Annotated in this window: 24 protein-coding genes and 1 tRNA gene; 22 read left to right on the plus strand and 3 right to left on the minus strand. The window is 63.4% G+C overall.

From position 1 onward, the window contains the following. The first annotated feature begins 2 nt into the window (after window positions 1–2). The 9 genes from ACK4FK_RS08855 to ACK4FK_RS08895 all read left to right on the plus strand — a co-directional run bounded on the left by ACK4FK_RS08855 (window position 3) and on the right by ACK4FK_RS08895 (window position 6,109). Window positions 3–788, plus strand: a complete 786-nt coding sequence (locus ACK4FK_RS08855; RefSeq protein ID WP_409744070.1) for a DUF502 domain-containing protein — start codon at window positions 3–5, stop codon at window positions 786–788. Beyond that, window positions 748–2,067 (plus strand): cytochrome P450, encoded by a 1,320-nt coding sequence (locus ACK4FK_RS08860; protein WP_409744073.1) that lies wholly within the window; start codon window positions 748–750, stop codon window positions 2,065–2,067. The genes ACK4FK_RS08855 and ACK4FK_RS08860 overlap by 41 nt, the downstream gene beginning before the upstream one ends. A 72-nt stretch (window positions 2,068–2,139) precedes the next feature. Beyond that, a complete protein-coding gene (locus ACK4FK_RS08865; protein ID WP_409744076.1) occupies window positions 2,140–2,799 on the plus strand; it encodes a TetR/AcrR family transcriptional regulator in 660 nt (219 codons plus the stop codon). A 10-nt stretch (window positions 2,800–2,809) separates the two neighbouring features. Further along, on the plus strand, window positions 2,810–3,961 hold the full coding sequence (locus ACK4FK_RS08870; protein WP_409744079.1) for an aromatic ring-hydroxylating oxygenase subunit alpha: 1,152 nt from the start codon (window positions 2,810–2,812) through the stop codon (window positions 3,959–3,961). Between the two features lie 91 nt (window positions 3,962–4,052). Then, the gene (locus ACK4FK_RS08875) at window positions 4,053–4,568 is read left to right on the plus strand and encodes a YeeE/YedE thiosulfate transporter family protein (RefSeq protein ID WP_409744082.1); all 516 of its coding nucleotides are present in this window, start codon (window positions 4,053–4,055) and stop codon (window positions 4,566–4,568) included. 15 nt (window positions 4,569–4,583) lie between these two features. Then, complete coding sequence (locus tag ACK4FK_RS08880; RefSeq protein WP_409744085.1) at window positions 4,584–5,198, plus strand: YeeE/YedE thiosulfate transporter family protein; 615 nt, start codon at window positions 4,584–4,586, stop codon at window positions 5,196–5,198. A gap of 20 nt (window positions 5,199–5,218) precedes the next feature. Further along, a complete protein-coding gene (locus tag ACK4FK_RS08885; RefSeq protein WP_409744088.1) occupies window positions 5,219–5,422 on the plus strand; it encodes a DUF2892 domain-containing protein in 204 nt (67 codons plus the stop codon). Window positions 5,423–5,514: 92 nt separating this feature from the next. After that, on the plus strand, window positions 5,515–5,814 hold the full coding sequence (locus tag ACK4FK_RS08890; RefSeq protein WP_409744091.1) for an acylphosphatase: 300 nt from the start codon (window positions 5,515–5,517) through the stop codon (window positions 5,812–5,814). 61 nt (window positions 5,815–5,875) lie between these two features. Beyond that, window positions 5,876–6,109 carry a hypothetical protein gene (locus ACK4FK_RS08895; protein WP_409744093.1) on the plus strand — a complete coding sequence of 78 codons (234 nt, stop codon included), beginning with the start codon at window positions 5,876–5,878 and terminating at the stop codon, window positions 6,107–6,109. Between the two features lie 32 nt (window positions 6,110–6,141). Here ACK4FK_RS08895 and lipB read toward each other — a convergent pair whose 3' ends face one another. Continuing rightward, the gene (gene lipB / locus ACK4FK_RS08900) at window positions 6,142–6,810 is read right to left on the minus strand and encodes a lipoyl(octanoyl) transferase LipB (RefSeq protein WP_409744191.1); all 669 of its coding nucleotides are present in this window, start codon (window positions 6,808–6,810) and stop codon (window positions 6,142–6,144) included. Window positions 6,811–6,942: 132 nt separating this feature from the next. Here lipB and ACK4FK_RS08905 point away from each other — a divergent pair, with 132 nt between their 5' ends. From ACK4FK_RS08905 to ACK4FK_RS08915, 3 genes are all read left to right on the plus strand, one after another. Beyond that, on the plus strand, window positions 6,943–7,182 hold the full coding sequence (locus ACK4FK_RS08905; RefSeq protein WP_297682434.1) for a FliM/FliN family flagellar motor switch protein: 240 nt from the start codon (window positions 6,943–6,945) through the stop codon (window positions 7,180–7,182). A gap of 95 nt (window positions 7,183–7,277) precedes the next feature. Then, a tRNA-Leu gene (locus ACK4FK_RS08910) sits at window positions 7,278–7,364 on the plus strand. A gap of 140 nt (window positions 7,365–7,504) precedes the next feature. Next, window positions 7,505–9,799, plus strand: coding sequence for an NADP-dependent malic enzyme (locus ACK4FK_RS08915; protein WP_409744097.1), 2,295 nt, complete (start codon window positions 7,505–7,507; stop codon window positions 9,797–9,799). A gap of 10 nt (window positions 9,800–9,809) precedes the next feature. Here the strand turns inward: ACK4FK_RS08915 and ACK4FK_RS08920 are convergent, their stop codons facing one another. Further along, entirely contained in the window at window positions 9,810–10,697 is an 888-nt protein-coding gene (locus tag ACK4FK_RS08920; RefSeq protein WP_409744100.1) for a LysR family transcriptional regulator, read from the minus strand. A 104-nt stretch (window positions 10,698–10,801) separates the two neighbouring features. On the opposite strand from ACK4FK_RS08920, the gene ACK4FK_RS08925 reads away from it, so the two are divergent. From ACK4FK_RS08925 to ACK4FK_RS08965, 9 genes are read left to right on the plus strand one after another with little or no spacing between them, the layout of a single operon-like run. Beyond that, window positions 10,802–11,254: an acyl-CoA thioesterase gene (locus ACK4FK_RS08925; protein WP_409744103.1), complete on the plus strand. Its 453-nt coding sequence runs from the start codon at window positions 10,802–10,804 to the stop codon at window positions 11,252–11,254. Further along, the gene (locus ACK4FK_RS08930) at window positions 11,251–11,739 is read left to right on the plus strand and encodes a PaaI family thioesterase (RefSeq protein ID WP_409744105.1); all 489 of its coding nucleotides are present in this window, start codon (window positions 11,251–11,253) and stop codon (window positions 11,737–11,739) included. The genes ACK4FK_RS08925 and ACK4FK_RS08930 overlap by 4 nt, the downstream gene beginning before the upstream one ends. Window positions 11,740–11,787: 48 nt before the next feature. Then, the gene (locus ACK4FK_RS08935; protein ID WP_409744108.1) at window positions 11,788–12,960 is read left to right on the plus strand and encodes an isovaleryl-CoA dehydrogenase; all 1,173 of its coding nucleotides are present in this window, start codon (window positions 11,788–11,790) and stop codon (window positions 12,958–12,960) included. Then, complete coding sequence (locus ACK4FK_RS08940; protein ID WP_409744111.1) at window positions 12,957–13,565, plus strand: hypothetical protein; 609 nt, start codon at window positions 12,957–12,959, stop codon at window positions 13,563–13,565. Before ACK4FK_RS08935 ends, ACK4FK_RS08940 begins: the two co-directional genes overlap by 4 nt. Before the next feature lie 21 nt (window positions 13,566–13,586). Then, entirely contained in the window at window positions 13,587–14,720 is a 1,134-nt protein-coding gene (locus ACK4FK_RS08945) for an acyl-CoA dehydrogenase family protein (protein ID WP_409744113.1), read from the plus strand. Window positions 14,721–14,745: 25 nt separating this feature from the next. Then, a complete protein-coding gene (locus ACK4FK_RS08950; RefSeq protein WP_409744116.1) occupies window positions 14,746–16,527 on the plus strand; it encodes a potassium/proton antiporter in 1,782 nt (593 codons plus the stop codon). 32 nt (window positions 16,528–16,559) lie between these two features. Then, a complete protein-coding gene (locus ACK4FK_RS08955; protein WP_409744119.1) occupies window positions 16,560–17,165 on the plus strand; it encodes a 2-hydroxychromene-2-carboxylate isomerase in 606 nt (201 codons plus the stop codon). Between the two features lie 33 nt (window positions 17,166–17,198). After that, entirely contained in the window at window positions 17,199–17,798 is a 600-nt protein-coding gene (locus ACK4FK_RS08960; protein WP_409744122.1) for a 2-hydroxychromene-2-carboxylate isomerase, read from the plus strand. Window positions 17,799–17,805: 7 nt separating this feature from the next. Continuing rightward, window positions 17,806–18,753: a DMT family transporter gene (locus ACK4FK_RS08965; RefSeq protein WP_409744125.1), complete on the plus strand. Its 948-nt coding sequence runs from the start codon at window positions 17,806–17,808 to the stop codon at window positions 18,751–18,753. On the opposite strand, the gene ACK4FK_RS08970 is transcribed toward ACK4FK_RS08965, so the two are convergent. Further along, the gene (locus ACK4FK_RS08970) at window positions 18,738–19,523 is read right to left on the minus strand and encodes an SDR family NAD(P)-dependent oxidoreductase (protein ID WP_409744128.1); all 786 of its coding nucleotides are present in this window, start codon (window positions 19,521–19,523) and stop codon (window positions 18,738–18,740) included. The two genes, ACK4FK_RS08965 and ACK4FK_RS08970, sit on opposite strands and share 16 nt — an antisense overlap. Window positions 19,524–19,696: 173 nt before the next feature. Here ACK4FK_RS08970 and ACK4FK_RS08975 point away from each other — a divergent pair, with 173 nt between their 5' ends. Continuing rightward, entirely contained in the window at window positions 19,697–21,304 is a 1,608-nt protein-coding gene (locus tag ACK4FK_RS08975; protein WP_409744131.1) for a carboxyl transferase domain-containing protein, read from the plus strand. The last annotated feature ends 15 nt before the right edge of the window (window positions 21,305–21,319 follow it).

A 21,319-nucleotide genomic window follows, 5' to 3' on the forward strand; every position in this document is an offset into this window, starting at 1 on the left:
TGATGAACGAGACACCGCAGACTGGTCCGACGCCCGAACCCGAGCTGCCGCCCATCATCGCACCGCCCGAGAAGCTGGGATTGTTCGCCCGGCTGCGCAATTACTTTCTTGCCGGCATTATCGTCACGGCACCCATAGGCCTGACCATCTATCTGGTGGTCATCACAATCCAGGCCATCGATCGCAATGTGCGTGGCCTGGTGCCGCAGGGTTACGAGCCCGAGCGGCTGATCCCGTACCAACTTCCCTTTGGCATCCCCGGTCTCGGCGTATTGGCGGCACTGGTGCTGCTGACCCTGATTGGATTTCTGGCGACCAACCTGTTGGGGCGTACCCTGCTGCGGGTGAGTGAACGGCTGGTGGCGCGCATGCCGGTGGTGCGCGGCCTCTATTCGGCGCTGAAGCAGATTTTCGAGACGGTGTTCAGCCAGTCGGGCCAGTCTTTCCGCCAGGTCGCGCTGGTGCCCTGGCCGTCATCGGGCTCATGGACCATCGCCTTCGTCACCAACTATGTGCAGGGCAGCGAGGTATCGGACCATCTGGGCGAGGATCTGGTGACGGTCTACGTGCCGACCACGCCGAATCCAACCGGCGGATACATGGTCTATTATCGCCGCAAGGACATCAAAATCCTGTCGACCTCGGTCGACCAGGCGATGAAGCTGATCATTTCCTGCGGCGTGATCGTGCCGCCGGAACTGGCGGCATCCATAACGGCTTCGAAGAAAGCCGACGGAGGAAACGGCAATGTCAAACCCGGAGACGGCAACGGCGGATTCACGCCCTGAAGCCGGCCTGAACCATTTGCATCTGGGCCGCTATGCCGTGGTTGGCGAGGCGGCGCGTAGCGCGACCGTGGCCGCCTTCGACCTGCGCGCGCTGGATCGCGCTTTTCTCGACGATCCCTATCCGATGTACCACCTGCTCCGCCATTACGATCCGGTGCGGCGGATGCCCGATGGTAGCTATTTCCTGACCCGCTACGACGACCTGCAGGCTGTCTATCGTGACAACAAACGGTTCAGTTCCGACAAGAAGATCGAGTTCAAGCCGAAATTCGGCGACACGCCGCTCTATCGGCATCACACCACCAGCCTGGTGTTCAACGATCCGCCGCTGCATACCCGCGTGCGGCGCTTGCTTGCACCGGCCTTCACGCCGCGCGCGCTGAGGCTTCTGGAGGCGCGTTTCGTCGCCTTGGTTGACCGGCTGCTGGACCGCGCCGCGAAGCAGGGTGGGATGGATGTCGTCACCGATTACGCCGCTGCGCTGCCGGTCGAGATCATCGGCGACATGCTGGCGGTGCCGCAGGCCGACCGCCACCTTCTGCGCGACTGGTCGCTGGCCATCCTTGGTGCCCTCGAACCAGTACTGACGCCGGAACGCGCCGGGGCCGGCAACAGGGCCATGCTGGAATTCGAGGCCTATCTCGATGGCCACCTGGCTGAATGGCACCGCCGCGTCGAGCAGGATGCGAATGCCGGGGGCGACGGCTTTGGCGATGTGCTGGCCGGCCTGATCCGTGGCGAGAACGGGGAGCGCCTGACCGCCGACGAATTGGTGCAGAACTGCATCTTTCTGCTCAATGCCGGCCATGAAACCACCGCCAACCTGATCGGCAACGGCGCGGCAGCGTTGCTGGACTGGCCCGACCAGAAGCAGCGTCTGATCGACGATCCCGGCCTGATGAAAACGGCGGTGGAGGAATTTCTGCGCTTTGAATCCTCCAACCAGCTCGGCAACCGGCGCGTGGTGGAGGCGGTGGAAATCGGCGGCGTGACGTTTGAACCCGGCACGCTGGTCACGCTGTGCATCGGCGCGGCCAACCGCGATCCGGCGCAGTTCCCCGATCCCGACCGCCTCGATGTCGGCCGCCAGCCGAACCGGCACCTGGCCTTCGGTGCCGGTATCCATGCCTGTGCCGGCATGTCGCTGGCGCGCATCGAGGGGCAGATCGCCATCGGCCGCCTCCTGGCGCGCTTTCCCAACTATCGCCGCAGCGGCGAACCGGTGCGCGGGGGGCGGGCACGGTTCAGGGGCTATCTGAGTTATCCGGTCGAATTCTGACTGAACAGGAATGAAGGATGAGCCGCTTTATTTTGCACTCGACATTGAATTGAATTCAATTAAGGTGACGTCATGCCTCCGCGTCTCCGCGCCTCCGCCGCCCAGCTCCTGCCGCCCGATCTGCCCGCTTCGGCGCGCGGCGGCGAAACGCGCGAGCGTATCCTGCAGGCGGCGGCGAAGGTGCTGGTCGCCGGCGACGGGCAATGCGAGATCGCCGATGTGGCGCGCGCGGCCGGTGTTTCGGCGGGATTGAGCTATCACTACTTCACCTCCAAGGCCGGCCTGATCGCGGCCGTCGTCGACGCTTTCTACGACCGTTTCGAAGCCGCGGTGATGGACGTGAATCCCATGCCCGGTGCGGGTTGGGGCGAACGCGAGAAGTTGCGGCTGGAACGCATGGTGGCCTTCCATTATGCCGAGCCGCTGGCGCCGCTGATCCTCACGCGGCTCAGCCGCACGCCGGAGGTGGCTGCGATCGAAGCGACGCGACTGGCCCGGCATATCGATCTGGCCGCGCGCAATATCGAGATCGCCCAGGAACGCGGCGAGATTCCAGACGATCTCGATGCACCTCTGCTCGGCGCCATGATCCTGGGCGGTCTGCGGCAGGCCATCGGCCAGGCCCTGGCAGCCACGAAACGGCCGGCACAGGCGAAACTGGCCGAGCAGCTCTGGCAGTTCATCGCCGGCACGGCGCGGTTCATGCCATCGGGCAAAAAGAAACAGCGATAGGGAGCGGGCCATGCAGGCGTCGCAGCAGATCGACTGGCTGGAGCGGACCCGCCGCAACATGGCGGCCGGCGCCACCGACATGGTGGACGCCATCGCCCGTATTGATGTTGCCCGCTATATCGACCCGGCGCGGCTGGCGCGCGAGCAGGAGCTGCTGTTCCGCCGCCATCCCATCGCGATCAGCTTTTCATCCAAGCTGGCGCGGCCGGGCGATGTGGTGACCCACGATCTGCTCGGGATTCCAATCCTGCTGACGCGCGACCGCGAGGGGCGGCTGAACGCCTTCCTCAATGTCTGCCGCCATCGCGGCGCCAAGCTGGTCTGGCAGCGGGACCAATGCGGCCAGCGGTCGCTGGTCTGTCCCTATCATGCCTGGACCTACGATCTGGCCGGCCGCTTGCGCGGCATGCCGCATGAGGAAGGCTTCGCCCAGCTCGACAAGTCAACGCACGGCTTGGCGCGACTGCCGGTGACCGAGGCCTTCGGCCTGGTCTTTGTCGTGCCGCAGCCGGGCGAGGATTACGACTTCGACGGTTTCTTCTCCGCGCTGCACAGCGATCTCGACGGTTTCGGCCTGGGCAGCCATGTGCTCTACGACGAGCGCGAGATCGGCATCGCCGGCAACTGGAAGCTGGTGGTGGAAGGCGGGCTGGAGACCTATCACGTCCGCCAGGCCCATCGCGCCACCATCGCGCCGATGTTCGCCGACAACGTCGCGGTGGCTGACCGTCTGGGTCGTCATGCGCGGCTTTATTTCACCAAGCGGAATGCAACCGAACTTCAGGACCAGCCGCTGGAAGGCAAGTCGGTGCGCGACTATGGCAATCCGCTCTATTACATCTTCCCAAACCTGGTGATCCTTGTGCAGCCCGATCATGCCACCGTGATGACGGTGTTCCCGCAGGGCACCGATGCAAGCATCGTCCATGGCGGCGCCCTTATCCCCGAGGCGCCGCAGAGCGACAAGGCGCGTCTGCACTGGGACAAGAACGTGAAGATCTTCTGGGATGCCCTGGACGAGGATTTCCAGATGGCGCAGGCGATCCAGCCAGGATTCCGCTCCGGCGCCAACAGCCATGTCACCTTTGGCCGCTTCGAGCAGGGCTGCATCTGGTTTCATGAGGAAATGGACCGCGTGCTGGCATCCGGACAAGGACAGTGATCCGGGCTTGATCTGGATCAATATAAAACACAAATAAAATGTATAAATTGGCTCGTCGGCTGATCCCTTTGATTCGGCCGGGGAGGTGGACATGTATTCGCTGCGCGAAAAAGCCTGGTCGCCATACGCGGCAGGCATCCTGATCGGTCTGCTGCAGATTCCGGCATTCCTGCTGATCAACACGGCGCTGGGCGCCTCGTCGTCCTATGTCACTGTCGCCGGTCATCTGGCCGGCTTCGTCGATCCGGCCGTGGCCAAGATCGACTATTTCGCCAAACACCTGGCCGGCGCCAAGAACTGGTGGCAGGTGGCGCTGGTGATCGGCGTGGCATTGGGCGCGGCCCTGTCAGCCCGACTGTCCGGCGCCCGGAGGCCCGCCATGTCCTATGTCTGGTCGCGGGGTCTGGGCATCACCAGCCTGTCCGGCCGCCTGCCGCTCGCCTTCACGGCAGGGTTCATCATGCTGTTCGGGGCCCGCATCGCTGATGGCTGTACCAGCGGCCATGGCCTGTCAGGTATCGCCCAACTAGCGATCGGCTCGTTCATCGCCGTGACGGCCATGTTTGCCGGCGGCATCGCCACCGCCCTGTTCCTGCGGCGCGTGTAAGAGGAGGAGGGGATCATGAGCGTGCTATCCGCCATCCTTGTCGGTCTGGCCATGGGCCTGGTCTTTGGTCTGGCGCTGGAAAAATCCCGCGTCTTCGAGCCCGGCGTGATCGTCGGCCAGATGCAGCTGCGCAATTTCACCATGCTGAAGGTGTTCCTCACCGCCGTCGCCACCGGTCTCGTGGTGCTGGCAGTCATGAATGGCTTCGGCATCATCAAGCTGGCCCCCAAGGCCACGCTGTATACGGCCGACATTGTCGGCGGCCTGATCCTGGGGGCGGGCATCACCCTGGCCGGCGCCTGCCCGGGCACCGTGCTGGCGCAGGTCGGTGCCGGCTATCGCGATGCTTGGGCCACCCTGGCTGGCGGCATCTGTGGCGCCATGGCCTTCGGTTATCTGGAGCCGACCCTGAAGCCGTGGATCTCCGGCGGGCCGGGCAAGCTGACCCTGGACCAGATGATGGGGCTGCCCTTCTGGCTGGTTGCCCTGGTTCTGGCTGCCCTGCTGGTTGTGCTGCTGGTGATCATGGAACGCTGGCGCCCCTGGCGCAGCGAGCTTGGCCGCAACGTCGATGGGGATGCCGATCGCTCCCTGCCTTCGGGCAGCCCCCGCATTGCCCCGCAATCCTGAAACAGAGAAGGAAGCTTGCCATGAAAAGCAATGTCGGCGGCATAGACCGCGCGCTGCGCATCCTCGTCGGGCTTGGGTTGCTGTCCCTGCTGGCCTGGTATCCGGGGGAGGCCCGCTGGTTCGGTCTGATCGGATTGGTGCCACTGGCAACCGGCCTGTTCCGGTTCTGCCCGGCCTATACCCTGCTGGGTATCAATACCTGCCCCGTCAAATCGGCCGAATAGGACCGCGCCGGCCGCCGGTTACGACCAAGGCATAGTTCTGCCCCCGGGCGGGCCCTCTGGCCCGTCCGGCAGGTCGCGTTTAAACTCGTGCCATGAGCAAGATGGCGCGCCGTTATTTTGTGATCGGACGGGTTCGGGGAGTCGGGTTTCGCTACTGGACGGCCGGACGGGCGAAGCATTATGGGCTTGTCGGATGGGTAAGAAATCGCCGGGACGGTCGGGTGGAAGTCCTGGCCTATGGCGAGGCGGAGGCGTTGGGCAATCTTGAGCGGGAGTTGCAGGACGGGCCGCCTGCGGCCCTGGTTCAGGGGGTGGAGCCCGCGCCGGTCACCCCTGAGGAGGCTGGACTGGCGGCCCGGGCCACCCGCTTTGAACAGGCCGCCACGCTGTGAAAGGCAAAAGCAATGTTTCACTTGATATATATCATTTAAATAAATGGAAAATAAAAGAAAAATGAAACTGACATGGAAGCAGTGGGTGATCTGCTATGCAGGCTCGCTGGGCTTTGGCGGTCTGGCCTGGTGGGCAACAGGCAACCCATGGATTGGCGGGGGCGTGCTGGTCGCCTTCACGGCAGCTTATGTGTTCTATCTGGCAGGCCAGGCAACGAAGGAGCCCGCGCAGACTGCCGCGGAAGGCTTATCCCGCCAGCAAAAGCGGGCGCTTAAGAGAAAAAATAAAATATAATATTTTCAATATATTATAATTAGTTTATTACTCTAGATTTCACATTTTGAACCGAGCCGCTCCAGCAGGGCCGTGCGGAGCGTGTCGCGCAGAACCAGGTCCACTTCCGGGAGGCTGGCGGTATGGCCGAGATCCGCCAGCGAGGTCACGCCGAAAGGCTCGCTTTCGGTATTCTGAATGCCGCATGCGACGATGCCATCGTAGTGGTCCAGCGCCGGATCGACGTTCAGGCTGAGGCCGTGGAAAGTCACCCAGTGCCGGACCCGGACCCCGATGGCGGCAATCTTGTCTTCCCGACCAGGGCCCTGGTCGGGACGGGCAACCCACACGCCGACACGCCCGTCCCTGATCTCGCCCTTGATGTTGAAGCGGGCCAGGGCGGCGATCACCCAGTCCTCCATCCGGCACACAAAGGCACGCACGTCCTTCCCGCGTCGGTTGAGATCAAGCATCAGGTAAACAACTCGCTGGCCGGGACCGTGATAGGTGTACTGGCCGCCACGGCCGGTGGAGTAAACCGGGAAGCGAGGGTTCAGAAGGTCAGCCGGCTTGGCCGAGGTGCCGGCCGTATACAGGGCTGGGTGCTCCAGCAGCCAGACGGCCTCACGGGCCGTCCCCGCGCGGATAGCCGCAACCCGTGCCTCCATCGCCTTGAGGGCGTCCTCATAGGCGACGGGAGCGTCGCTGACGATCCACTCCACCGGGCCGGCGGGAGTGTCGATCTGGTCGGAAGGCGGGGGGAGGTATGGCATGCGGAGTAACGCGAACCTTAACGCTGTGCTAACCTTGCGGAGGTTACTTAGCGTCTGCGGAGCCCCGAAGGAAGGTGCGGCATGGCCAGCAACACGGCAGTCAACGACGTCTCGGTCGAAATCTCGGTTGTCCTGGGCAAGGCCACCATGCCGATCCACCAGGTGCTGAAGGTCGGTCGCGGCGCCGTGATCGAACTGGATGCCAGCGTTGACGACCATGCCTGGATATTCGCCAACAACAAACTGATCGCCCGGGGCGAAATCGTCATTTCCGGGGAAAAGGTCGCCGTATCGATCACCGACACCATGTCGGACGACTAGGCCGGCCAGCCGCGCAGGCCAGCCTGAGGAATGGCGCCCGCCCGGCCTTGAATACCCCCGCCGGATTTGCTATTCCCCCGCGTCGCCCGAAAAATGCGGTCGTGGCGGAATTGGTAGACGCGCAGCGTTGAGGTCGCTGTGGCCGAAAGGCCGTGAAAGTTCGAGTCTTTTCGACCGCACCATTTTCTCCGGGCTGGGGATTTCCCTGCCATGCTGGCCCTCCCACTTTCATCCCGGATACGGCTGTTGTAAGCCTGATTTCCCCGGCGGCAATCCTGCCCTTGCCGGGCGACATTGATCGTTTCGATCCACGAGTGCTTCGATGACCTCCGATCTCGACCGTGCGGCGCTGGAATATCACCGGCTGCCCAAGCCCGGTAAGCTGGAAATCACCCCCACCAAGCCGCTTGGCACCCAGCGCGACCTGGCGCTGGCTTACAGCCCCGGCGTGGCCGCCGCCTGCAACGCCATTGTTGCCGACGAGGCGCAGGCCGCTGAACTGACCGGCCGGGGCAACCTGATCGGTGTGATCTCCAACGGCACCGCCGTCCTGGGGCTGGGTAATATCGGCCCGCTGGCCTCCAAGCCGGTGATGGAAGGCAAGGCCGTTCTGTTCAAGAAATTCGCCGGTATCGACGTCTTTGATATCGAGATCAACGAAACCGATCCCGACAAGCTGGTGTCGATCATCGCGGCCCTGGAGCCGACCTTCGGCGGCATCAACCTGGAAGACATCAAGGCGCCGGAATGCTTCGTGGTTGAGCGCGCCCTGCGCCAGAAGATGAAGATCCCGGTCTTCCATGACGACCAGCACGGCACGGCGATCACCGTGGCGGCGGCAGTGCTGAACGGACTGCGCGTGGTCGGCAAGAAGATCGGCGATGTGCGTCTGGTAGCCTCCGGTGCCGGCGCCGCGGCGCTGGCCTGCCTCGATCTGCTGGTCGAACTGGGCGTGAAGAAAGAAAACATCGTCGTCAGCGACATCGTCGGCGTGGTTTATGAAGGCCGCACCGAGCAGATGGATGAATTCAAGGCACGGTATGCCCGGCCGACCAATCATCGCACGCTTGGCGATGCGATCGTGGGTGCGGATGTGTTCCTGGGCCTTTCCGCTGCCAACGTCCTGAAGGCCGAGATGGTCGAAAAGATGGGCCCGAAGCCGCTGATCCTGGCCCTGGCCAACCCGACGCCGGAAATCCTGCCGGAAGTGGCCAAGAAGGCGCGCCCCGATGTGGTGATCGCGACCGGCCGTTCGGACTATCCGAACCAGGTCAACAACGTGCTGTGTTTCCCGTTCCTGTTCCGCGGCGCTCTGGATGTGGGCGCCACCACGATCAATACCCAGATGGAACTGGCTGCCGTGCGCGCCATTGCCGATCTGGCGATGGCCGAGATATCCGACGTCGTCGCCCGTGCCTATGGCAATGACGAGGAACTGAGCTTCGGCCCTGACTATTTCATCCCCAAGCCCTTTGATCCGCGCCTGATCCTCCAGATCGCTCCGGCGGTGGCCCAGGCGGCGATGGATAGCGGCGTAGCCACCCGACCGATCGCAGACATGGAGGCCTATCGCCACAGCCTGGAACGGTTTGTCTATCGCACCGGCTTTGTGATGCGGCCGACCTTCGAGCGCGCCAAGCGCCGACCGATGCGCCTGATCTATGCCGAGGGCGAGGACGAGCGCGTACTGCGCGCCGCCCAGATCGTGCTGGATGACAAGGTGGCGCAGCCGATCCTGATCGGTCGCCGCGCCGTGGTGGAGCGACGAATCGAAAAACTCGGTCTGCGTTTGAAGCCGGGCCAGAACATCGACCTGATCGATCCCGAGCGCGACGACCGCTATCACGAATACTGGAATGGCTACCTTTCGCTTATGAAGCGCAAGGGCGTGGCTCCTGACGATGCCCGCACCATCATCCGCACCAATACCACGGTGATCGCGGCCATGGCGGTACAGCGCGGGGAGGCAGATGCCTTGATCTGCGGCGCGGTTGGTCAATACGACCATCATCTGCCGCATCTGGTCGATGTGCTGGGGCTTCGCGGCGGCGCCCGGTTGCCGGCGGCCATGCAGCTTCTGGTCTTGCCGCATGGCATGCTGTTCATCGCCGACAGTAATGTGAACCTCGATCCCGGCACCGACGAGATCGTCGCCATCGTCCAGCTTGCTGCCGAGGAAGTCCGGCGCTTTGGCCTGGTGCCCAAGATCGCCCTACTGTCGCATTCCAACTTCGGCACCTCCGCCGCACCATCGGCTTTGAAGATGCGCGAGGCGACCCGTCGCCTGCAGGAGCTGATGCCGGATGTGGAGATCGAAGGGGAAATGAAGGCTGACGCGGCGGTGTCGGAGACCATCCGGGAAAAGCTGATGCCCGACAACACCCTGAAAGGCAGCGCAAACCTGCTGGTTATGCCGAATCTAGACGCTGCCAATATCGCGGCAAATCTGGTGCGGCAGATGGAACAGGGGTTCTATGTCGGCCCGATCCTGATGGGCATGGGCAAGTCGGCCCATATCGTGTCGCGCAATGTCACCGTGCGCGGCCTGGTCAACATGAGCGCAGTGGCCGTGGTGGATGCCCAGGATCACGCCGATGGGGTGATGGGGCGGGGCTGATATTCAGGCCCTAGTGCCCGATCACGGGATGTCGCGCGGCGCCGTCCCAGCCGTGGCCGGCAGCAAAATCGCGGAACGGCTGCGAGGCGGCTTCGCCGCTTTTGCGCCAGACCAGCCCGATACGATGGCTGTCGCGCAGTTCCGGCAGCGCGAGCGTTGCGACTGAGCCGTCGGCCAGCCAATGCGGCAGTATGGCGATCCCGATCCCGGCGCCGACCAGGGCCAACAGACCCTGATCGCTTTCCGCCCGGCCAACGATGCGCGGGCGTACGTTCAGTGCGGCGAACAGCCTCTCTGCTGCCGGCATGATCTCGGCCTGGGGACGGATCACGAAGGGCTGGTCCTGCAGGTCGACGATCCGCGCCGTGCTGCGATGTGCCAGGGGATGCTGTGTCGGTACCGCCAGCAGATAACGCTGGCGGAACAGGCTCAGGGCCATGTCGTCGGCATCATCGGACAGGGGCAGGATGGCGGCATCAATGCGGCCGAGGTCGAGCCGGCGGTTCAGAGTGGCTGCCGGCGCCTCCAGGGTTTCCAGCGCCGTGTCCGGATGCGCGGCGGCGAAGCTGCCAAGCAGGGCAGCCAGCCGCGCCTGCGGCAGACCCGATACATAACCAAGACGGAGGCGCTGCCGCGTGCTTTTGCCCTGCTGGCGCAGCTCGCGCCGGGCAGCCGTCCACTCCTGCAGCAGCAGGCGGGCGCGCGGCAGGAAGCGTGCGCCGGCAGGCGTGAGCTGGGCGGCGCGGCCGCGTTCGAACAAGCTGGCACCCAGGGATTCCTCCAGCCGCTTGATCCCGGCTGAAAGAGTGGGCTGTGTCACGTTGGCGCGTTCCGCGCCCCGGGTGAAGCTGCCGGTTTCGGCCACGGCCATGAAATATCGGATCAGGGTCAGGTTCATGATCCATAGGAAAACCCTATCCAGATCATAATGACAATCGATTTTCTCTATTTTTCTGTCTGCGCTATAGAACCGGGCGAGGAAACACCGGAAAGGAGAAGACGATGGCCGAACGCTACGTCGAAACCCTGCGGCTGATGACCCAGGCCTGGCAATGCGATCATCTGGGACATGTGAATGTCAGTTTCTACGTGGGCTGGCTGGGAGATGCCGCCTTCGCCATCGGTGCCATGCACGGCATGCCACGCGAACGGGCGGAGGCCGAGAATGTCGGGACGGCCGCGGTGCGGATGGAAATCGACTATCAGGCCGAGTTGCGCGGCGGCGACATGGTGCGGATGGAAACCACTGTGGAAAGCATAGCCGAGCGCAAGATCGTGTTCAGGCACAGGCTGATCCGGGTTGGCGACGACAAGGTTGCCATGTCGGCGCGATTGACCGGAGTGTGCATTGATCTCGTGAAGCGCCGATCGCGGGCCTTTCCGCCGGATTTCGTCGAACGGATTGCGGCAACCTTCGGTATTGTTCCCGTCGCGCCTAGGGAGAGCGTGATATGAATGCCGCGCCAGACTTGAAGCCGCAGGATCCGAATTTCGAGGCCCGCGTACGCGACAGTTTCAACCGTCAGCCGGCGATGCATCTGATCGGCGCGCGCATGATCGTGGCGCGGCCCGGCCATTGCGAGATCGAATTGCTGCGCCAGCCCAAGGTGACCCAGCAGCACGGCTTCGTGCATGGCGGGATTGTTGGCATGATCGCCGATTCCGCAGCCGGTTATGCCGCCTATAGTTTGTTTCCGGCAGATTCCACCGTGCTGACCGTCGAGTACAAGCTCAACCTGATGGCCCCGGCTGATGCCGACCGGCTGGTGGCGCGCAGCATCGTAACCCGCCATGGCCGCACCCTGACGATCTGTACGCTCGACGTATTCGGCCATAAAAACGACACGATGACGCATTGCGCTACCGGGCTGGCGACCATGATGTGTGTTCTCGGCCGGCCTGACGGCCCGCGGGATGCGCCGTCAGGCACGATCCGCTAATATCCGGCCGGCCCGATTCAGAGATTTCCGTCGCAGAAGGGTATCATCATGATCGCCAATTCCTATCCGACCCTCGATTTCGGGCTGGGCGAAACCGCCGACATGCTGCGCCAGAGCGTGCGCGGCTTTGTCGACAGCGAACTGACACCGCGCGCCGACGAGATCGACAGGAGCAACCATTTCCCGCGCGACCTGTGGACCAAGTTCGGCGAGCTGGGCCTGCACGGCATCACGGTTGAAGAAGAATATGGCGGTTCCGGCCTGGGCTATCTTGAGCATTGCATCGCGATGGAAGAAGTCAGCCGGGGTTCGGCTTCCGTCGGCCTGTCCTATGGCGCGCATTCCAACCTCTGCGTCAACCAGATCCGCCGCAATGGCAATGAGCAGCAGAAAAAACGCTACTTGCCGAAACTGATTTCAGGCGAACATCTCGGTGCGCTGGCGATGAGCGAACCGAATGCCGGTTCCGATGTGGTGTCGATGAAGCTGCGCGCCGACAAGAAAGGCGACCGCTATATCCTCAACGGCAACAAGATGTGGATCACCAACGGTCCGCAGGCCGATGTGCTGGTGGTCTATGCCAAGACCGATCCGGCCGCCGGCCCGCGCGGCATCACCGCGTTCCTGATCGAGAAGGGATTCAAGGGGTTCTCCACCGCGCAGAAGCTCGACAAGCTGGGCATGCGCGGATCCGACACCGGAGAACTGGTCTTCGAGGATTGCGAGGTGCCGGAAGAAAACGTGCTGGGTCAGGTCGGACGCGGCGTGAACGTGCTGATGAGCGGCCTGGACTACGAACGCGCCGTTCTGGCCGCAGGCCCCATCGGCATCATGCAGGCGGCCCTGGACGTGGTGCTGCCCTATATCCACGAACGTCAGCAGTTCGGCCAGCCCATCGGCAGCTTCCAGCTCATCCAGGGCAAGGTCGCCGACATGTATACCGAGATGAATGCCGCCCGCGCTTATGTCTATGCCGTGGCGCGGGCCTGCGACCGTGGCCAGACTACGCGCAAGGACGCCGCCGGCGCCATCCTGTTCGCGGCCGAAAAGGCGACCAAGATCGCGCTGGATGCCATCCAGATTCTGGGCGGCAACGGTTACATCAACGACTATCCGACCGGCCGCCTGCTGCGTGATGCCAAGCTCTATGAGATTGGCGCCGGAACGTCGGAAATCCGGCGCATGCTGATCGGCCGTGAAATCTTTGAGGAGACCAAGTGAGGCCGCAGATTGCCCTTGCCCTGCTGCTGGTTGCGGCTCCGGCTGCCGCGGATGAGCATGATCTGCGCTGGGAGCCTCTGCGCGCCGCACAGCAGCGCGTCGGCTGGATTGCCGAAGGATTGACGGCCGCGCCGCAGATCGCCGAATCATTCACGGCGCCCATGGGCTATCGCGTCGAACGCTATCTGTGGAAGGCGCAGAAGCCGGCTGGCGCTTTTGCGCTGGCCGTGCTGCGCGACCTCAGCGAGGACGATCATTACCTCAGCGGCCCGGTCGATCTGATGAAATTCGCCACCATCATGCTCAAGGGCCTGGAAGCTCCGTTACCCAAGGCACTGGAAGCGACTGACCAGAAGGTCGCCACCGGCCATGGCCCGGTTCTGGCTCGGCGTTTTGAGCTGGGGCTGCGGCAATGTCTGGTGCTGGGTTTCTATGCCGAACCGCAGGGCAAGCCGAACGGCCCTGCTGCCGCCAGGACCGAACCGCTGCATGAAGGCAGTCTGCGGCTGGATGGGGTTTACTGCGCAGCAGCCGGTCAGCCGCTGACGTCGCAGCAGGTGATGGACTATGCCATCGGCATGAAGTTGCAGCCGGCGAAGAACTGAGAAGGATCGGGGAGGACGGCAATGCTGAGCCAGGAACAGCAGATGGTGCGCGACATGGCTCGGGATTTCGCCCGCGACAGGCTGGCGCCTGGCGCCGCCGAGCGCGACCGCACGGCCGAGCCGCCGCGCGAACTGCTGCGTGAAATGGGTGCGCTTGGCCTGATGGGGATGGGCATCCCGGAGGAATGGGGCGGAGCGGGAACGGATTTCGTTTCCTATGTTCTGGCGCTGGAAGAGATTGCCGCCGCCGATGGCGCGGTCAGCACCATCATGTCCGTCAACAATTCGCCCGTCTGCGCGGCCCTGCTGCGCTATGGTACGCCGGCGCAGAAGGAACGCTTCCTCAAGCCTTTGGCTCGGGGCGAATGGATCGGGGCCTTCTGCCTGACCGAACCGCAGGCGGGTTCCGATGCCTCGGCGCTGAAGACCCGTGCGCGGCGGGAGGGCGATGGCTGGGTGATCAACGGCGTGAAGCAGTTCATCACCTCGGGTTCTATCGCGAAACTGGCATTGGTGTTTGCCGTCAGCGACCCAGGGGCGGGTAAGCGCGGCATTTCCTGTTTCCTGGTGCCGACCGACACGCCCGGCTATCAGGTCGCGAGCGTGGAGAAGAAGCTCGGGCAGAAATGCTCCGACACCTGCCAGATCGTGTTCGACAACCTGAAAGTCGGCCCTGACGCCCTGCTGGGCGCAGAGGGCGAGGGTTACCGCATCGCCCTGGCCAACCTGGAATCCGGTCGCATCGGCATCGCCGCCCAGGCCACGGGGATGGCCCGGGCCGCCTTCGAGGCCGCGCTGGCCTATGCCGGCCAGCGCGAGGCCTTCGGCACGGCAATCATCAACCATCAGGCGATAGGTTTCCGGCTGGCCGATATGGCCACGCGGATTGAGGCGGCCCGGCAGTTGCTGCTGAACGCTGCGCGGCTGAAGGATGCCGGCCAGCCCTGCCTGAAGGAAGCCAGCATGGCCAAATTGTTTGCATCCGAAATGGCCGAACGCGTATGCTCGGATGCCATCCAGATTCACGGCGGTTATGGCTATCTCGCCGACTTTCCGGTCGAGCGCATATACCGCGATGTCCGTGTCTGCCAGATCTACGAAGGCACCAGCGACGTGCAGCGGCTGGTCATCAGCCGGGCCCTGACAGGAAGCTAGCGGCCGCAGCCAGAAGGAACGAGGATTGAACCAGGCCAACGAGATACTTTTTGTTGCATCTCTGTTGGTCCTGGTCAGCATTTTCGCCGGGTCGGCCTCCAGTCGTTTCGGCGTGCCTTTCCTGCTGGTCTTCCTGGGGCTGGGCCTTTTTGCCGGCGAGGGCGGCCCGGGTGGAATCGTCTTCCGCGATTACCAGCTCACCTATGCCGTCGGCTCCGCTGCCTTGGGCATCATCCTTTTCGACGGCGGCCTGCGCACGAATTTCGCAACCGTGCGCCTGGTTGCCGGCCCCGCCTTTGCGCTGGCCACGGTGGGCGTGGTTGGAACGGCGGCCCTGGTCGGCGTGGCGGCCCATTTCGCCTTGGGTCTCGGACTGCTCGAATCCTTCCTGGTCGGTGCCATCGTCGGTTCCACCGACGCGGCCGCGGTGTTCTTCCTGCTCAACATGAAGGGCATGGCGCTGCAGAAGCGGGTCAGCGGCACGCTTGAGGTGGAGTCCGGGATCAACGATCCCATGGCGATCTTCCTCACGATGGTCTGCGTTGAACTGCTCCGCCAGGGCCAGCCACCCGACAGCCTGCAACTTGTCCTGTTGTTCGTGATCCAGATGCTGGGCGGTCTGGCAGTCGGCGTGATCGGCGGGTTCCTGCTGGTGGCGTTGTTCAACCGCGTTCCTGTGGCTGGCGGCCTGTATCCCATTGTTGCGATGGCGGCGGCTTTGCTGATCTTCTCCGGCGCGCATTTCGTGCAGGCCTCGGGCTTTGTGGCTGTCTATGTGGCTGGTCTGGTACTTGGCAACCGGCGCCACCGCGGCGCCCAGGTGATTCTGCGATTCTACGATGGATTGAGCTGGCTGGGACAGATCGTGATGTTCCTGCTGCTTGGCCTGCTGATGACGCCTGAGGAGATGACGCCCTATGCATTGGGCAGCGGCATCGTGGCGGCTATCCTGATCCTGTTGGCCCGCCCGATCGCCGTGCTGCTCTGCCTGGTGCCTTTCCGTTACACGTGGCGCGAGATCGGTTTCGTTTCTTGGGTTGGTCTGCGTGGCGCCGTACCGATTTTCCTCGCCACAATTCCGGTATTGGCGCAGTTGCCCAGATCCGAGCTCTATGTGACGGCCGCCTTCGTCTGCGTGGTTGCATCTCTGACCGTGCAGGGCTGGACCATCGGGCCGATGGCGCGTTTCTTCGGCCTGGAACTGCCGCCGAAGCCGGAAGCAGTCAGCCGTACCGACCTTGACCTTGGCTCGACGCTGGACCGCGATGTCGCCAGCTATCGCGTCGAGGCCGATGCCCCGGCGCTGGGCTATCGGTATAGCGAACTGCCGCTGCCGCGCCGCTGTCGTATCATCAGCGTGATCCGTGATGGCGCCGTGATGGATCGTCAGAAACTGGAGAACCTGGCGCCCGGGGATTATCTCTTGGTACTGGCTCCGGCCGAGCATTTTTTTCAGCTCGACCGTCTATTTACCGCACGGCGGCAAAGTAAACGCGAACGCAAGCGTGCCGAACGCGGCGAAGAAGTGTTCGGTGAGTTCGTCCTGACCGGTGACACGCTGATGGGCGAAGTATCGATGCTCTACGGCATCCCGGTGGACGAAAAAGATCACAGGGAACCGGTGGGGGCTTATGTACGCCGCAAGCTGCGCCATCGAGCCGTGGTCGGGGATCGCGTGCGGGTCGGTCCGGTCGAATTCGTGGTTCGGGAAATCCGCAATGAACGAATTACTTCGGTTGGCATCGAACTGGAACCGGAAGAGCATCCGATTCTGCGTGGCTTCCGTCGGGCCTTCGGTTTCGACTAGACTGCAAAAAACAAGAAACGACGGAGGAAGCCATGTCTGCCCCGCTGGAATTCTATTTCGATTTTTCCTCGCCTTATGGCTATATCGCGGCCCAACGCATCGATCAGGTCGCAATCAGGCATGGCCGCAGCGTTGACTGGCGGCCGATGCTGCTGGGGGCGGTGTTCAAGGTGGCTGGCAGCAGGCCACTTACCGAGTATCCATTGAAGGGAAGGTATTCCATCCACGACTTTAAGAGATCCGCGCGCGAGCATGGCATTGCTTTCAACATGCCGGCGACATTTCCGCTGCCGACCCAGGCCGCAGCGCGCGGCGTTTACTGGCTGAAGCAGGTTCTGCCTGAAAAGGCGGTTTCCTTCGCCAAGGCGGTTTATGCCGCTTACTTCGTTGATGGCAAAGACATCTCCTCGCCCGATCTTGTCGCCGACATCGCTGCCAGCCTTGGTGTCGACCGCAAAGCTTTCCAGGCCGGTATAGAAAATCCTGACATCAAGGCCAAGCTGCGCGAGGTGACCGATGACGCGATCCATAATCGCGGAATTTTTGGATCGCCATTCGTGTTCGTCGATGGCGAACCTTTCTGGGGCGCCGACCGCCTCGACATGATCGACCGCTGGCTGCAGCGCGGCGGCTGGTGAACTCACACATAAGAAAGAACAAGGAAACGTCCGATGGCCGACCCGATCGTCTTTTACTGGGATTTCCCTTCGCCTTACGCCTATATCGGCGCCAACCGGATCGAGGCCGTCGCGGCCAGGCATGGCCGCAGTGTCGACTGGCGGCCGATCTCGATCGGCCATCTGTGGAAGGCGATCCCCGACCGCACGCCATTTCCCAAGATCAAGATGGATTACATGATGCACGACTGGACGCGCTCTGCCCAGTTGGCCGGCCTGCCCATCGTCACCACGCCTGATCCGTTTCCAACCGACGCCAAGCTGCCCCGTCTGCTGTTTTATCGCCTCAAGGCCCAGGATACTGCCAAGGCCAGGGCCTTCGCTCTGGCGGCTTATCGCCAGTATTGGGGCGAGGGCAGGGATATCGCAAAGCCGGAGCATCTGGCCGGCATTGTGAAATCGCTTGGCATTGCTGAATCCGAGATTGCCGTTGCCGCCGAGGATGCGGCGGCCCGCCAGGCGGTGCTGGCCGCCACTGCCGAGGCGACGGCATTGAAGGCCTTCGGCACACCAACCTTCGTGGTTGACGGCGAGATGTTCTGGGGATCGGACCGGATCGACCAGATCGATCAGTGGCTGTCCCGCAAGGCTTGACCCGCAGATGAGCGAAAAACCCGGCAGCCTGCTGGCTTCCGCCGGGCTCGTGGTCACGGCGCTGCTCTGGGGCGCGATGATCCCGATGACCCATGCGTTGGCAACACGTCACCTCGATCCCTTTTTCGTGTCTGCGATCCGCTACCTGATCCCGGCGCCGCTGCTGATCGGCATGGCCTTCCTGTTCGACCGGCGCTCGCCGTTCCGCACGCCGCTGCCCTGGCGGACGGTATTCAAGCTTGGGGCGGGTATGGCCTGCTTTTCGATCTTCTACACAATCGGCATCATGCTTTCTGATCCGGTGCGTGCCGCCATTGCCATGAGCTGCGGCCCGCTGGTGGCCGCCCTGCTCACCAAGGCGATGCTACGCGTGCCGCTGGCCCGCGGCTTCTGGCCGGCTGCGGCCTGCGCCGTGATCGGCGCCAGCCTCGTCGCGCTCGATGCCGTTCGGCCACGGGCCGGCAGCGCGGGCGATACAGGTTATGCCGGCGAAGCCCTGCTGGTGTTCGCGATGGTGAGCTGGAGCTGGTATTCGCTGAAGGTACAGGCCTGGCTCGGGCCACTGGGCTGGAGCCAGATGCGGATCACCTGCCTGACCTCACTGGCCGGCGGCATCCTGATCTGCGCATTGTTCCTGGTGCTGGCGGCCCTGCAACCGTCGCGGTTGCCAACGGAGATGCCATCGGCCGCCGCTCTGGGCATGCTGGCCTGGGTCGGCATCGGTGGGGCAGGATTGGCGATCCTGTTCTGGAATTTCGGCGTCAGCCATGTTGGCGTGCCGGTCGCGACGCTCTACACCAGTCTTGCGCCGGTATTTTCCGTTGCCGTCGCGGCTGCCTTCTTCGGCAGCACGGTAACCCTGCAGCAGATCGCCGGCGGGATGCTGATCCTCGCCGGCGTCGTCCGCATGCAGTGGCTGCAGGCCCGTGCGTTACGGCCTCAGAAGATGGTATAGGCGCCGTCGATCACAAAGCTGTCGCCGGTGTGGTAGGCGCTGGCGTCGCTCATCAGATAGACGGCAATGCCTGCGAAATCCGATCCCTGGCCCCAGCGCCGGGCGGGGATGCGCGGCAGCACGTTGCCGCTGAACTTCGGATCGGCCACGCCGGCGGCGGTCATCTCCGTCTCGATCCAGCCCGGCAGGATCGAGTTGGCCGTGACGTTGTATCGCGCCATCTCGACGGCCAGGGCGCGGATCACCGATACCATCGCCCCCTTGCTCGCCGCATAAGATTGTGCGCGGGCCGCGCCATGGATCGAGGCCGTGCTGGCCATGCCGACCAGACGGCCGCCCGAGGTGTCGCCATGCTTGGCACGCTCGACCATGTGGCGGGCGGCGGCGCGCAGCGTGAAGAAGGCGCCATCCAGGTTCACCGACAGCACCCGGCGCCATTCCGCCGTGCTGAGTTCATGGAAGGCGGCGCGGGCCTGGCTGACGCCGGCATTGGCAAAGCAGCCATCGATCCGGCCCATCGCCTTCAGGGCGGCAGAGAAAGCCGAGTCCACCTGCGCCTCGTCCGAAACGTCCACCTTCTGCACCAGCACGCGACGGCCATAAGCCTTCAGTTTGGCGTCGGCGGCGGCGTTCTTGTCCGGATTGCCGCCCCAGATCACCAGGTCGCAGCCGGCCTGTGCCAGGCCCTCGGCCATGCCCAGTCCGATGCCGCCATTGCCGCCGGTCACCAAGGCAACCTTGCCGTTCAGATCGAAGCCCTTGCCGGCCATGTTCCCTCCATAGTTTTTGTCGATGCTGCCGATAGATAGAGCAAATCAGGCACTCACTATCCGGCACCCGTGGTTTTCACGTCAAGGCGGAGGCCGCACCCCTTGCGGCGGGCCGGGGGCGCTGGCATGTTCGCCCGGTATTGCCCGAGAATGAAAAGCAGAACGCCAAGGTCATGAGCGCGCTAACCAGCCAACTCGATACCCGTTCGTCAGCCTTCCGCGATAACGCGGCTCACATGCAGGCGCTGGTCGACGATCTCAAAGCCAAGGTCCAGCTCATCAAGCAGGGCGGCGGCGACAAGGCTCGCGAAAAACATCTGGCGCGCGGCAAGCTGCTGCCACGCGACCGGGTCCGCACCCTGCTGGATCCAGGCTCGCCTTTCCTAGAACTCAGCCAGTTCGCGGCCTGGGATATGTATGGCGGCGACATCCATGCCGCTGGCGTGATCACCGGCATAGGCCGGGTGATGGGCCGTGAATGCGTCATCGTCTGCAACGACGCCACCGTGAAGGGTGGTACCTATTTCCCGATGACGGTGAAGAAGCATCTGCGGGCCCAGGAGATCGCCTGGCAGAACCGGCTGCCCTGCCTGTATCTGGTGGATTCCGGCGGCGCCAACCTGCCGACCTGGGATGACGTGTTTCCCGACCGCGAGCATTTCGGCCGCATCTTTTACAACCAGGCCAATATGTCGGCCGACGGTATTCCGCAGATCGCCGTGGTGATGGGGTCCTGCACCGCTGGCGGCGCGTATGTGCCGGCGATGTCGGATGAGTCGATCATCGTGCGCAACCAGGGCACCATCTTCCTGGGTGGGCCTCCGCTGGTGAAGGCCGCGACCGGCGAGATCGTCTCGGCCGAGGAACTGGGCGGCGCGGATGTGCATGCCCGTGTCTCGGGCGTAAGCGACCATTACGCCATGAATGATGCCCATGCCCTGGGACTGGCCCGCCGGATCATCGGCAACCTGAACCACGTCAAACGGGCATCAGGGGATATCCGGCCGCCGCTGCCGCCGCGCTATGATGCAGCCGAACTCTATGGCGTGATCCCGAAGGATGGCCGTATCCCCTTCGACGTGCGCGAGATCATCGCCCGGATCGTGGACGATTCCGAACTGGACGAATTCAAGAAGCTGTATGGCACCACGCTGGTCTGCGGCTTTGCCCGCATCCACGGCTATCCGGTCGGCATCATTGCCAATAACGGAATCCTGTTCTCGGAAAGCGCCCTGAAGGGAGCGCATTTCATCGAGTTGTGCTGCCAGCGCAACATCCCGTTGCTGTTCCTGCAGAACATCACCGGTTTCATGGTGGGCAAGAAGTACGAGTCTGGCGGTATTGCCCGCGACGGCGCCAAGCTGGTCACGGCTGTGTCCTGTGCGAAAGTGCCGAAATTCACGGTCATCATCGGCGGCTCGTATGGCGCCGGCAATTACGGCATGTGCGGCCGCGCTTATTCGCCGCGTCTGCTGTTCATGTGGCCGAATGCCCGTATCTCGGTGATGGGGGGCGAGCAGGCGGCCAGCGTGCTGGCGACGGTGAAGCGCGACGGCATTGAGGCCTCCGGCGGAAGCTGGAGCAGGGACGAGGAAGAGGCGTTCAAGAATCCGATCCGCGCCCAGTACGACCGCCAGGGGCATCCCTATTATGCCTCGGCGCGCCTGTGGGACGATGGCATCATCGACCCGGCCGATACCCGCACCGTGCTCGGCCTTGGCCTCAGCATGGCCCATAATGCACCGATAGAGCCGACGAAGTTCGGCGTGTTCAGAATGTAAGGGCAGGGAAGCGCC

This window comes from Ferrovibrio sp., assembly GCF_046297895.1.
Classification (GTDB): Bacteria; Pseudomonadota; Alphaproteobacteria; order Ferrovibrionales; family Ferrovibrionaceae; genus Ferrovibrio.